The 12,590-nt window shown below is 72.1% G+C and carries 12 protein-coding genes and 1 pseudogene; 1 reads left to right on the top strand and 12 read right to left on the bottom strand.

The features are described 5' to 3' along the window. The gene (locus tag MKW14_RS19730; RefSeq protein WP_240864031.1) at positions 1 to 1,023 is read right to left on the bottom strand and encodes an ADP-ribosylglycohydrolase family protein; all 1,023 of its coding nucleotides are present in this window, start codon (positions 1,021 to 1,023) and stop codon (positions 1 to 3) included. Continuing rightward, complete coding sequence (locus tag MKW14_RS19725) at positions 1,020 to 1,751, bottom strand: NUDIX hydrolase (protein WP_240864379.1); 732 nt, start codon at positions 1,749 to 1,751, stop codon at positions 1,020 to 1,022. The genes MKW14_RS19730 and MKW14_RS19725 overlap by 4 nt, the downstream gene beginning before the upstream one ends. A gap of 110 nt (positions 1,752 to 1,861) precedes the next feature. On the opposite strand from MKW14_RS19725, the gene MKW14_RS19720 reads away from it, so the two are divergent. After that, positions 1,862 to 2,833 carry a DUF72 domain-containing protein gene (locus MKW14_RS19720; protein WP_240864029.1) on the top strand — a complete coding sequence of 324 codons (972 nt, stop codon included), beginning with the start codon at positions 1,862 to 1,864 and terminating at the stop codon, positions 2,831 to 2,833. Here the strand turns inward: MKW14_RS19720 and MKW14_RS19715 are convergent. The 10 genes and pseudogenes from MKW14_RS19715 to ald form a co-directional block, all read right to left on the bottom strand. After that, the gene (locus MKW14_RS19715) at positions 2,716 to 4,167 is read right to left on the bottom strand and encodes an MFS transporter (protein WP_240864026.1); all 1,452 of its coding nucleotides are present in this window, start codon (positions 4,165 to 4,167) and stop codon (positions 2,716 to 2,718) included. The two genes, MKW14_RS19720 and MKW14_RS19715, sit on opposite strands and share 118 nt — an antisense overlap. 54 nt (positions 4,168 to 4,221) lie before the next feature. Next, positions 4,222 to 4,770, bottom strand: a complete 549-nt coding sequence (locus MKW14_RS19710) for a TIGR03086 family metal-binding protein (RefSeq protein ID WP_240864016.1) — start codon at positions 4,768 to 4,770, stop codon at positions 4,222 to 4,224. Then, positions 4,767 to 5,249 carry a nuclear transport factor 2 family protein gene (locus tag MKW14_RS41565; RefSeq protein ID WP_374116577.1) on the bottom strand — a complete coding sequence of 161 codons (483 nt, stop codon included), beginning with the start codon at positions 5,247 to 5,249 and terminating at the stop codon, positions 4,767 to 4,769. The genes MKW14_RS19710 and MKW14_RS41565 overlap by 4 nt, the downstream gene beginning before the upstream one ends. An 85-nt stretch (positions 5,250 to 5,334) precedes the next feature. Then, a pseudogene (locus MKW14_RS41560) lies at positions 5,335 to 5,763 on the bottom strand (sigma-70 family RNA polymerase sigma factor); the annotation flags it as partial. Between the two features lie 72 nt (positions 5,764 to 5,835). After that, entirely contained in the window at positions 5,836 to 6,957 is a 1,122-nt protein-coding gene (locus MKW14_RS19700; RefSeq protein WP_240864014.1) for a pseudouridine synthase, read from the bottom strand. Then, positions 6,957 to 7,610: an SMC-Scp complex subunit ScpB gene (gene scpB / locus MKW14_RS19695; protein ID WP_240864012.1), complete on the bottom strand. Its 654-nt coding sequence runs from the start codon at positions 7,608 to 7,610 to the stop codon at positions 6,957 to 6,959. Before scpB ends, MKW14_RS19700 begins: the two co-directional genes overlap by 1 nt. Then, positions 7,607 to 8,656 (bottom strand): segregation and condensation protein A, encoded by a 1,050-nt coding sequence (locus tag MKW14_RS19690; RefSeq protein WP_441349311.1) that lies wholly within the window; start codon positions 8,654 to 8,656, stop codon positions 7,607 to 7,609. The genes scpB and MKW14_RS19690 overlap by 4 nt, the downstream gene beginning before the upstream one ends. Positions 8,657 to 9,248: 592 nt before the next feature. After that, on the bottom strand, positions 9,249 to 9,812 hold the full coding sequence (locus tag MKW14_RS19685) for a hypothetical protein (RefSeq protein WP_240864010.1): 564 nt from the start codon (positions 9,810 to 9,812) through the stop codon (positions 9,249 to 9,251). After that, entirely contained in the window at positions 9,797 to 10,933 is a 1,137-nt protein-coding gene (locus tag MKW14_RS19680) for a ParA family protein (protein WP_240864008.1), read from the bottom strand. Before MKW14_RS19680 ends, MKW14_RS19685 begins: the two co-directional genes overlap by 16 nt. Before the next feature lie 411 nt (positions 10,934 to 11,344). Next, positions 11,345 to 12,460: an alanine dehydrogenase gene (gene ald / locus MKW14_RS19675; protein WP_240864006.1), complete on the bottom strand. Its 1,116-nt coding sequence runs from the start codon at positions 12,458 to 12,460 to the stop codon at positions 11,345 to 11,347. Between the last annotated feature and the right edge of the window lie 130 nt (positions 12,461 to 12,590).

Raw genomic sequence — 12,590 nt, 5'->3', positions numbered from 1 at the left:
TCAAGCGTCCCAGAGGGCGCCGAGTGTCATCAGGTCGCCCCGGTACTCGACGCGGTCCGCCCAGTCGGTCGGCCAGGCGTCCGCGCCCCGGTACGCGCCCGCGAACGCGCCGGTCAGGCAGGCGATGGAGTCCGAGTCGCCGGAGGTGCAGGCGGCGCGGCGGATGGCGGTGACCGGTTCGTCGGGGAAGTGGAGGAAGCACAACAGGCCGGTCGCCAGGGCCTCTTCGGCGATCCAGCCCGCGCCGGTGGCCACACAAGGGTCGGCCTCGGGGTCGGCGGTGCGCACGGCCTCGTCGAGACGGTCGAGCACCGCCAGACACTCGTCCCAGCCGCGGGCGACGAACTCCTCGGGCGTGGAGTCGTCGGCCCGGGTCCACAGGTCGCCCAGCCAGGTGTGGTGGTAGCGGCTGCGGTTGTCACGGGCGTACGTCCGCAGCAGCCCGACCAGGGCCGCCGGTTCGGTGCCCTGGGCGAGCAGCCGTACCGCCCTCGCCGTCAGGTCGGACGCGGCGAGCGCCGTGGGGTGGCCGTGGGTGAGCGCCGCCTGCAACTGTGCCGCCCCGGCGCGCTGTTCGTCGCTCAGCCCCGGCGCGAGCCCGACGGGCGCCACGCGCATGTTGGCGCCGCACCCCTTGGAGCCGATCTGGCTGGCGTCCTGCCAGGGCCGGTTCTCGTCCTTGAGGAGATCGCACGCCCGCAGACAGGTGTTTCCGGGAGCCCGGTTGTTGTCCGGCGACTGGTACCAGTTCACGAACTCCTCGCGCAGCGGCCGCTCCAGCCGCTTGGGCGCGAGCACCCCGCGGTCCATCGCCGTGCGCATGCCGTGCGCGACGGCCAGCGTCATCTGCGTGTCGTCGGAGACGAAGGCATGCCGGGACAGCGGCAGTTGCCGCCAGGGACCGTGCTTGGCGATGATCGTCGGAACGTCGTTGAACTCGGTCGGGAAGCCGAGCGCGTCCCCGAGGGCGAGCCCGATCAACGCCCCGGTGGCGGCGCGCTTGTCGACGATGGTTGCGGTCATACGGGGCGTCCTTCCCGGGACGGTCGGAGGAGGGGCGGGTGCAGGGCGGTGGCCTCACCCGCGCGGTAGAGGGCGGCGGGTTTGCCGCGCCCCCCGGTCAGTCGGGCGCCGCCCGGCACCGGTTCGACGAACCCGGGTGTGGCGAGCACCTTGCGGCGGAAGTTGGGCCGGTCGAGGGGCGTGCCCCAGACCGTCTCGTAGACCTGCCGCAGCTCGCCGAGGGTGAACTCGGGCGGGCAGAAGGCGGTGGCGAGGCAGCTGTACTCGAGCTGGGCGCCGACGCGTTCGTGGGCGTCGGCCAGGATCCGGTCGTGGTCGAAGGCGAGCGGCCGGTCCGCGTGGTACGGCAGCCAGCTCGCCCTGGCCGCGTCGCTCCCGGCGTGCGGTTCGGGCGCGTCGGGCAGCAGTGCGGTGAAGGCGACGGACACGACCCGCATCCGGGGGTCCCGGTCGGGCTCGCTGTAGGTGCGCAGCTGCTCCAGATGGAGTCCGGTGACGTCCGACAGGCCTGTCTCCTCGGCGAGTTCACGCCCGGCGGCCGTCTCCGCCGACTCGTCCGGCTCGACGAAGCCGCCGGGCAGCGCCCAGTGCCCGGCGTACGGCTCCTGCCCGCGCTCGACCAGCAGCACCTGGAGCACGCCGTCCCGGATGGTGAGGACGGCGAGGTCGACGGTGACGGCGAAAGGCTCGTAGGCGTACTTGTCGTAACTCGCCTTGTCGAACGCCACGTTCACCACCCTCTCGGCGAGCGTCTTTGATCGTCCTTCTTTAATAGTCACTACGACTATAAACAGCATCGGCGTGCTTCCACAACCCCCGCGCGGGTAACCGGCCCCGCATGGGCGAGATCCTGGTGGGCACGTGTTCGTGGACGGACCGCGCGCTGGTCGGCAGCGGCTGGTTTCCGGCGGGAAGCCGGGACGCCGAGGGGCGGTTGCGGTACTACGCGTCCCGGTTCCCGGTGGTCGAGGTCGACTCGGCGTACTACGCCCTGCCCAGCGCCCGCAACTCCCAGCTGTGGGCGGACCGCACGCCCGAGGGCTTCGTCTTCGACGTCAAGGCGTTCTCGCTGCTCACCGGCCACCCGACCCGCGGGTCCGTGATGCCCGACGGGCTGCCCGCCGACCCCCTGGACGCGAAGGTGCTCGACGCGGTGTGGGCGCGGTTCGCCGAGGGCGTCGAGCCGCTGCGGGCGGCCGGGCGGCTCGGCGGTGTGCTGTTCCAGTTCCCGCCGTGGTTCCGGCCCGGACGGCGGGCCGGGCGGTTCCTCGGGGAGTGCGCCGAACGGACGGCGGGATGGCCCCTCTCGGTGGAGTTCCGGCATCCCGGCTGGTGGAGCGAGGAGTGGGCGGACGCGACACGCGCCCTGCTGGCCCGGTACGGCATGGCCGCCGTGGCCGTCGACACGGCACAGAGGCTTCCCTCGTCCATCCCGCCCGTCACACCGGTCACTTCACCGGACCTGTCCGTCGTCCGCTTCCACGGCCGCAGCCCCGCCTGGGGCTCGGGGAGCAAGGAGGACCGCTTCCGCTACGACTACGAGGAGGCCGAACTCGCCGAGTGGCTGCCCCGGTTGCGCGGGCTCGCCGACCGGGCCGGCCGGCTGCACGTGCTGTTCAACAACTGCTGCGGCGCGGCCGCGGTCGGTGCCGCCGAGCGCATGCGTGCGCTGCTCGACGGCACGGACTGGGCTCACGCGCGCGTACGTGACGGCGCGAACGCCGCCACCAGCGCGCCCGCTCCCGCGGCGCCCGCCGACACCCACAGGGCCGGCGCGCAGCCGTCCAGGAAGGACGCCGGGGAGCCGTAGCCGCCGTACCGGGTGAAGACCAGGGCGGCGACGGCGACGCCGAAGACTCCGCCCAGTTCCCGCAGGGCGTTGTTGACGCCGGCCGCGACACCGGCCTCGCCGAGCGGGACGGAGGACGTCACGGCGTTGGCGACGCTCGGGAAGACCATGGAGATGCCGATGCCGGCGATGATCAGCGGCAGGACCAACTGTCCGTAGTGGACGCCCGGTTCGACCTGCCAGGCCAGCAGGGCGAGGCCGACTGCCTGGAGCAGCAGGCCGATCAGCAGGAAGGGCCGGGTGCCGAAGCGGTCCGCGAGGGCGCCCGCGACCGGGGCGATGAGCAGCGGCATGGCGTTCCAGACGAGGATGCGCACGCCCGCCTGGAGCGGGGAGTAGCCGAGTCCGGTCTGGAAGAGCTGCGTGATCATGAACAGGGCGCCCAGGAGCGAACCGAAGACCAGGAAGCCGGCCGCGTTGGCGGTGGCGAAGCCGCGGTTGCGGAAGTGCGCGAGCGGAAGCATCGGGTAACGGGCTCCCTTGCGCTCCCACACGAGGAAGGCCGTGCCGAACGCGACACCCGCGGCGAGCGCGGACAGCACCTCGGCGCTCCCCCACCCGGCTTGCGGCGCCCGGACCGGCGCCCAGGCCAGCCCGGTCAGCCCGACGGCCGCCAGCACCAGCCCCACCAGGTCGAGTTGGGGCCGGGTGCCGTAGCTCTCCCGGAGTTTGGTGGCGGCGAAGGGCAGCATCACCAGGCCGATCGGCACGTTCAGCCAGAAGATCCACTGCCAGGACAGCCCCTCGGTGACGGCCCCGCCCAGCACCGGCCCGGCGGCCACCCCGAGCCCGGTCACCCCGCCCCACACCCCGATGGCGACCCCCCGCTTCTCGGCCGGGAACGCCTCGCTGATCAGGGTCAGGGTGAGCGGAAGCAGGACGGCCGCCCCGGCGCCCTGCACGATCCGGGCGCCGATGAGCTGTCCGGGGCCGTTCGACAGGGCGGCGGTGGCGGAGGCGAGGGTGAAGACGGCGAGCCCGACGACGTACATCCGCCGGCGTCCGAAGCGGTCGCCGAGCGCGGCGCCGGTCAGGGTGAGGCAGGCGAAGACCAGGTTGTAGGCGTTGATCGTCCACTCCAGGTCCGACAGGCTCGCCCCGAAACCGGCCCGCAGCGCGGGCAGCGCGGTGGCGACGACCACGACGTCCAGGGAGCACAGCAACGCGCCGAGCCCGGCCAGCAGGACGGTCCAGCCGCGGCGGGACGGGCCCGCCTCGACGGGTCGCCCGGCCGCTCGGGTCGCTCCGGTCGCTCCGGTCGCTCCGGTTGTGGAGACACTCAGTGTGTCGGTCATGACAGGGGTTCCTTCCGTGAGCTCATGAGGTCGCTCACGGAAGGCAGACCACCCTCACCCCGCAAAGGAATCGCGCCGCCCCAGGAAGGCCAGCAGCCGTCCGTCGGGCCCCGCGCCCAGCGGCACGGCGACCGGCGTGCCGAACCGCACACCCCGGTCCTCCGCCGCGACCACGCACCGCGCGACGGGCAGCAGTTCGGCGGCGAGCGCGGCCGGTATGGGCCGCCGGCGCCCGCTGGCCTGCGCCACGTCCCAGCCGTGCACGGCGATCTCCACGGCCCCCACGGCGGCCATCACCCGCACGTCCAGCGGCAGTTCGCCGACCAGCACCCGCTCCCCGGGCCCGGCGGCCCAGGCGCCGAGCACCGCGCACGCGCGCGTACGGAACGCGCAGGCCGGGTCGGCGGTCCCCGGCGTCAGCCCGACGCGCCCGCCCGTCAGCCCCTCGTGCAGGGCGTCGAGCGAGTCGTCGAGATGCCCGAGCAGCTCCCCCAGGTCCCACTCCGCGCACGGAGTTCCCCGCTCCAGCCGCCCGGCCCCCACCCCGGCGACGCACCCCAGCGCGTAGGCGAGCGAACGTTCCAGCAGCTCACCGGCGTTCACGACAGCACCCGCGGGAACCCGAAGCGGACGACCTGTTCCACGTCGAGGAAGGCGGTGACCCGGGCCACCGTCCCGTCCACCACGGTGAGGACCTGCACCGAGTGCGCCCGCAGCACGCCGTCCACCCCGCGCGCGTACATGACGAGGGCCGGCTGCCCGTTCGCGCGCGTGGGCAGCATCCGCAGTCCGCCCTCCTCGTGGACGCGCGCGTGCAGGAAGCGCAGCACGTCCTTCCGGCCGCGGAACCACTCCAGGTTGGGCGGCATCTCCAGCTCCACGCCGTCCTGCAGGAGGTCGACCAGCGCGTCCAGGTCGGCGTGCTCGAAGGCGGCCATGTAGCGGTCGAGCACCTCCCGGTCGGCCGCGCCCCCGGGTTCGACGACGAGGTCCTCCTCGGGGGCCACCTCGTCGAGCCGGGCACGCGCGCGTTGCAGTGTGCTCTTGACGGCCGCGGTCGACGTCCCGAGCAGCGCGGCCACCTCCGGCGCCCGCCGGTGCTGGCCTGGCGGCCACCTCCGGCGCCCGCCAGGCCAGCACGTCCCGCAGGATGAGCACCGCCCGCTGCCGGGCGGGCAGCTGCTGCAGCGCGGCGACCAGGGCGAGCCGCAGGCTGCCCCGGGCGGCCACCACGGTCGCCGGGTCGACGAGGGCGTCCGGCAGCGGCTGCAGCCACGGCACGTCCGTCGCGGCGCCCCTCAGCGGCTCCTCGGGCGCCTGTGACGGCCCGCCGAGCCCGGAGGGCAGCGGACGCCTCGCACGGCTCTCCAGGGCCGTCAGACACGTGTTGGTGGCGATCCGGTGCAGCCAGGTCCGCAGGCTCGCCCGGCCCTCGTAACCGTCGTAGGACCGCCAGGCCCGCAGATACGTCTCCTGCACCAGGTCCTCGGCCTCGTCGACCGAGCCCAGCATCCGGTAGCAGTGCGCGAGCAGCTCCCGCCGGTACGGGTCCGTCAGCCGGACGAACTCCTCGCGGTCCGTCGTCGTAGCAGGCATCCCTGCACACTCCTCTCGCCGGTCACGCAGTACAGACCGGCGAGAGGGCGAAAAGGCATCGGTACCCGAGGCTCAGAGGTCGACTTCCTTCATCAGCATGCCGACCTCGGTGTTGGACAGCCGCCGCAGCCAGCCCGACTTCTGGTCGCCCAGGGTGATCGGGCCGAAGGAGGTGCGCACCAGCTTCTCCACCGGGAAGCCGGCCTCCGCGAGCATGCGGCGCACGATGTGCTTGCGGCCCTCGTGCAGGGTCACCTCGACCAGGTAGTTCTTGCCGGTCTGCTCGACGACCCGGAAGTGGTCCGCGCGCGCGTAGCCGTCCTCCAGCTGGATGCCGTCCTTGAGCTTCTTGCCCAGGTCGCGCGGGATGGGGCCGACGATGGCGGCGAGGTAGGTCTTCTTCACGCCGTACTTGGGGTGGGTCAGCCGGTGCGCCAGCTCGCCGTGGTTGGTGAGCAGGATGACACCCTCGGTCTCGGTGTCGAGCCGGCCGACGTGGAAGAGCCGGGTCTCGCGGTTGGTGACGTAGTCCCCGAGGCACTGGCGCCCCTCCGGGTCCTCCATCGTCGAGACGACACCGGCGGGCTTGTTGAGCGAGAAGAACTGGTACGACTGCGTGGCGACGGTCAGGCCGTCGACCTTGACCTCGTCCTTCTCCGGGTCGACCCGCTTGCCCTGCTCCAGCACGATCTCGCCGTTGACCTCGACCCGGGCCTGCTCGATCAGCTCCTCGCAGGCGCGACGGGAGCCGTAGCCCGCGCGCGCGAGGACCTTCTGCAGCCGCTCGCCCTCCTGCTCGGCGCCCGGGAAGGTCTTGGGCAGTTTGACGTCCTTCTTGCCCGCGTACCGGTCCCGGTTGCGCTCCTCGGTCCGCGCCTCGTACTCACGGGAGCGGGCGGGAGCCGTCCGGCCGCCGCGCTGCTGTCCCTGCCTGGGGCCGCCCTTGGCGCCGCCGCGGGCCGCGCCGCCGCGCCCGGACTTGGGGCCCTCCTGGGTGGCGCCGGGGCCCACGTCGTAGCGGCGCTCCTCGGGGCGGGGCTTCTTCGGCCGGCCGCCCCCCTGCTTGTCGTCACGGGAGTTGCCGGCGCCGCGGTGGTTACCGCGGCCACCGCCGCTCCCGCCGCGGCCGCCGCTGTTGCCACCACGGCTCCCGCCGTTGTTTCCGCTGCTGTTTTTGCCGCTGCTGCTTCGCATCAAAGTTCCGTCTTGTCGTCTGCGTCCTCGGAATCCGGAGCGTCCGGATCGAACGACGGCACGCCCTCCTGGGTCTCGGCCTCGATCGCCTCCGCCTCCGGGAGGAAGGGCGCGAGCTCCGGGAGCTCGTCCAGACCGCGCAGGCCCATCCGCTCCAGGAAGTAGTTCGTCGTCCTGTACAGGATCGCACCTGTTTCGGGTTCCGCGCCCGCCTCCTCGACCAGACCCCGTTGCAGCAGCGTGCGCATGACCCCGTCGCAGTTGACCCCGCGGACGGCCGAGACGCGGCTGCGGCTGACCGGCTGGCGGTAGGCGACGACCGCGAGCGTCTCCAGCGCGGCCTGGGTGAGCCGGGCGGTCTGGCCCTCCAGGACCAGGCGCTCCACGGCCGGGGCGTACTCGGCGCGGCTGTAGAAACGCCAGCCGCCCGCGACGAAGCGCAGCTCGAAGCCACGGCCCTGCACGGTGTAGTCGTCGGCCAGCGCCCGCAGCGCGTCGCCGATCTGCCGCCTGGGCCGCTCCAGGATCTTCGCGAGGTGCTCCTCGGTGGCGGGCTCGTCCACGACCATCAGGACCGCCTCCAGGGCGGGCTTGAGGTCGAGATCGGCGACGGCGCGCAGGCCGGCCGGCAGCTCGGTCGTCTCCTCGCTCACGGCTTGTCCTCCTTGGGCGGCTCGGGCGGCCGGTCGAACTCGTCGGTCACCATCGGCTGGGTCTCCCCCTCGCCGCCGGTCCACCGCACGATCAGCTCCCCGAGCGCGGTCTCCTGGTCCAGCGCCACGGCCTTCTCCCGGTACAACTCCAGAAGCGCCAGGAACCGGGCGACGACGGTGAGGGTGTCGTCGGTGTCCTCTACGAGGGAGCGGAAGCTGGCCTCGCCCAGCTCCCGGAGCCGGTCGACCACGATCCGGGCCTGCTCCTGGACGCTGACCAACGGGGCGTGGATGTGGTCGACGTACACCTGCGGCTTGGGCTTCGGCTGCATCGCCTTGACCGCGAGCCGGGCGAACCCCTCCGGGCCGATGCTGATGACGACCTCGGGCAGCAGCTCGGCGTGGTGCGGCTCCAGTCCGACGGTGCGGGGGTAGCGGCGGGCCTCGTCCTGCAGGCGCCGGCTGAAGATGTCGGCGATCTGTTTGTACGCGCGGTACTGCAGCAGCCGGGCGAAGAGCAGGTCCCGGGCTTCGAGGAGGGCGAGATCGGCCTCGTCCTCGACCTCCGCGGACGGCAGCAGCCGGGCGGCCTTGAGGTCGAGCAACGTGGCCGCGACGACCAGGAACTCGGTCGTCTGATCGAGGTCCCAGTCCGGCCCCATGGCGCGGATGTGCGCCATGAACTCGTCGGTCACCTTGGACAGCGCGACCTCGGTGACGTCCAGCTTGTGCTTGGAGATCAGCTGCAGGAGGAGATCGAAGGGACCCTCGAAGTTGGAGAGCCGGACTTTGAAGACACCGTCGGGGGGTTTGTCCGGATCGGCGGACAGATCGGAGGGTGCACCCTCGGCGAGAGGCTCTGCCTCCTGGCGGGTGTCTCCACACCCGGCCGACTTGCCCCCCAACTCGGCGAACGGCTCCACGACCGACGGGGCGGCCTCGAGCTCAGCCGACTTGCCCTCCAACTCGGCAAACGGCTCCCCCACCCACGGGGCGTTTCCGGACTCGACCGACTTGCCCCCCAACTCGGCAAGCGGCTCCCCCACCGGCGAGGCGGCCCCGAGCTCAGCCCGCTTGCCCCCCAACTCGGCAAACGGCTCCGCCACCCACGGGGCGTTTCCGGACTCGACCGACTTGCCCCCCAACTCGGCAAACGGCTCCCCCACCAGCGGGGCGGCCCCGGGCTCGGCCCGCTTGTCCGCCGGCTCGGCGAGCACTTCAGCGGCGCCGGCCGCCCGCTCGGGCTCCCCGGCTCCGTCACCCGTGAGGTGCCCGGTCGTTTCCGGCTCAACGACCTCCGGTCCAGCCTCCCCGGGCCCAGCAGGCCCCGGCCCAGCCGCGCCGGATGCGGCAGTCGCGGGATCGATGGCCTCGGCCGCACCCCGCTCGCGCGCCTTCGGCTCGACCGGCCCGGGCCCCGTCGCCGCGGACGTGGATGGCTCCCGGGTGACTCCGTCGCCCAGGGCGGTCGCGGCTTCCGGTGCCGCAGGCTCCGGCGCCGCTGCCCGCTCCTCCGGCGTCGGGGCTGTCGGCTCGACCCGCGGAGCGCCCGCGCCCCGTCCCAGCGCACGACGACGGCCGGCGCCGGGGCCGGGGCTGGGAACGTCGTTCGAGGTCATGGCCCCCGCAGGCTACCGTCTACCGCCCGCGCAGTCGGCGTACGAGGATGCTCGCGTCCCCGCGGGACTCCAGGTCGGCCAGGACCACGGCGACCGCCTCGCGCACGATGCGCCCCCGGTCGACGGCCAGCCCGTGCTCGCCCCGGAGCACGAGACGCGCGTGCTCCAGATCCATCAGCTCCTCGGCGGAGACGTACACGGTGATCTTCTCGTCGTGCCGTTCCCGCCCGCTGGGCCGCCGGTTGGCGGCCCGTCCGCGCTTGCGCGGCTGGGCGTTCGCACCGGCCGGGGCAGAACCTTCCTGCGCCGTCTGGCCTCGCGCGGGCCGGTCCCGGGACTCGCCCTCGTCGGACGGCTCCGGCTCCGCAGCCACATGCTCCGCGCCCTCGCCGTCGCCGCCCTGCGCGGGCACCGACTGCGGCGCGTCCTCCGGCCCGGCCGCGGCCGGGTCGCTCTCCCCGGCGGGCGCGGGCACACGGGCTTCGCCGTTGGCCCCCCGCCGCGGAGTGGACGGCTGGAGCGCCATTCCCCCTGTCGTACGGAAGAGTTCGTCGGCCCCCGGCAGACTCACTCGGCGTGACACCGGGCGAGCACCTCCCTGGCGAGCTGGCGGTAGGCGGCGGCGCCGACGGAGTTGGAGGCGTAGGTGGTGATCGGCTCACCGGCGACGGTGGTCTCCGGGAAGCGGACCGTGCGGCCGATGACCGTGTGGTAGACGTGGTCGTCGAAGGCCTCGACCACACGGGCCAGCACCTCGCGGCTGTGGACCGTGCGCGAGTCGTACATCGTGGCGAGGATCCCGTCGAGCTCCAGCTCCGGGTTGAGCCGCTCCTGGACCTTCTCGATGGTCTCGGTGAGCAGCGCGACACCGCGCAGCGCGAAGAACTCGCACTCGAGGGGCACTATCACCTTGTGCGCGGCCGTCAGCGCGTTCACGGTGAGCAGACCCAGCGAGGGCTGACAGTCGATCACGATGTAGTCGTAGTCGGCCATGAGCGGCTTCAGGGCGCGCTGCAGCGTGGACTCGCGCGCGACCTCGGAGACCAGCTGGACCTCCGCCGCCGACAGGTCGATGTTGCTGGGCAGCAGGTCCATGTTCGGAACCGCCGTCTTCAGGAGCACCTCGTCGGCCGCCATGCCCCGCTCCATGAGCAGGTTGTAGACGGTGAGGTCGAGCTCCATCGGGTTGACACCGAGGCCCACCGACAGCGCGCCCTGCGGGTCGAAGTCCACGAGCAGCACGCGCCGGCCGTACTCCGCGAGCGCGGCACCCAGGTTGATGGTCGACGTCGTCTTGCCCACGCCGCCCTTCTGGTTGCACATCGCGATGATCTTCGCGGGGCCGTGGTCGGTCAGCGGGCCCGGGATCGGGAAGTACGGCAGCGGGCGCCCGGTCGGGCCGATGCGCTCCCGGCGCTGGCGGGCAGCGTCGGGCGCGAGCGTGGCCGCGTACTCGGGATCCGGCTCGTACTCCGCGTCGGGGTCGTAGAAGTGCCCTTCGGGCAGTTCGTCGTAGTCGGCGAAGTGGTTGTGGGGCGCGCCACTTCCCTCGCCGGCCATGGCGTTCACGTGATGGCCATCCATGCTCTGGGGTGCTGACAGAACCATGCGGGGGACGGTCTGGCTCTGTTGGGCTGCGAAGGTTCGGACAGCGACGGAGCCGACAGCCTCGAGCCCCGCGGGACCCGGGCCCCGCGTAGGCATTCCTGGTTGACCACCCCCGGGAGCAAATGTCGACTCATTCACAAGTCGTCTTACCTCCTTGGTGACCAGGAAACTTCTAGACAAGGTCAGCGTGGCACCATGCCGACGGTTGGCGACTCTATGGCGTGTCGGGCGTCCGCAGCAACACAATCCGCCGGACCCGGCCCGATGTGTCGGCAATGAAACATCCCGCTGTCAAGGGCGTACGGCCGTCGCACGGCAGGTTTCACCGGTGTACGAATCGGTCGAAGGGTTATGTTCGAGGCGAGTTGACCGAGAGTCGCAAAGTGACCATACACACATCCGGCCGGACCTTGTGGGGCAAGGTCCGGCCGGGTGCGCACGGTTGACGCGCCTTGTTGACGTATCGCCTTTACGAAAAGGTGACTTACGTTTTCGGCTCGATCGCGCTCAGCCGAGCAGCGCCTCCAGCTCCACGTGCTCCAGTCCGTGCGCCTCCGCGACCTCGCGGTAAACGACCTTGCCGTCATGGGTGTTGAGCCCCTTGGCCAGCGCGGGGTCGCGGCGCAGCGCCTCCACCCAGCCGTGGTCGGCGAGTTCGACGATGTAGGGCAGCGTGGCGTTGGTGAGCGCGTAGGTGGAGGTGTTGGGCACCGCGCCGGGCATGTTGGCGACGCAGTAGAAGACCGAGTCGTGGACCGTGAAGGTCGGCTCGGCGTGCGTGGTCGGACGGGAGTCCTCGAAGCAGCCGCCCTGGTCGATCGCGATGTCGACAAGGACACTTCCGGGCTTCATCCGGGCGACCAGCTCGTTGGTGACCAGCTTCGGGGCCTTGGCGCCCGGGATGAGCACCGCGCCGATGACCAGGTCGGCGTCCAGGACGGCCTTCTCCAGCTCGAAGGCGTTGGACATGATCGCCCGGACCTTGGTGCCGAAGACCTTGTCGGCCTCGCGGAGCTTGTTGATGTCGCGGTCGAGCAGGGTCACGTGGAAGCCCATGCCGACGGCGATCTGGGTGGCGTTCCAGCCGGAGACCCCGCCGCCGATGACGACGGCACGCGCGGGCTGGGTGCCGGGGACGCCGCCGGGCAGCACACCGCGGCCGCCGACCGAGCGCATCAGGTGGTAGGCGCCGACCTGCGGGGCCAGCCGGCCCGCGACCTCGGACATGGGCGCGAGCAGCGGCAGAGCGCGGCTGGGCAGCTCGACGGTCTCGTAGGCGATCGCCGTGGTGCCGGACTCGATGAGCGCGTCGGTGCACTCCTTGGAGGCGGCCAGGTGCAGGTAGGTGAAGAGCGTCTGGTCCTTGCGGAGGCGGTGGTACTCCTCGGCGATCGGCTCCTTGACCTTCAGCAGCAGGTCGGCGGCGGCCCAGACCTCGTCGGCGGTGTCCAGGATCCGGGCACCCTCGGCGGTGTACTCCTCGTCCGGGATCGACGAGCCGAGGCCGGCGCCCCGCTCGATGACGACCTGGTGGCCGTGGCGCACGAGCTCGTGCACCCCGGCAGGGGTGATGGCCACCCGGAACTCGTTGTTCTTGACCTCGCGGGGGATGCCGACCTTCACGTGGATCACGGTCCTTGGCTCAGTGGATGTGGGGCAATACAACACGTACCCAGGCATGACGGAACACACCGGGAGACACCGCAGGAGAAGGTGCGGCAGAGCCAGTTTAATGAAGGTGTTCCCGCTGTCT

This window comes from Streptomyces gilvus, from assembly GCF_022513565.1.
GTDB classification, from domain to species: domain Bacteria; phylum Actinomycetota; class Actinomycetes; order Streptomycetales; family Streptomycetaceae; genus Streptomyces; species Streptomyces gilvus.
The sequence above is the reverse complement of the archived record's forward strand: the minus strand, read 5'-3'. Positions and strand labels throughout refer to the sequence as shown.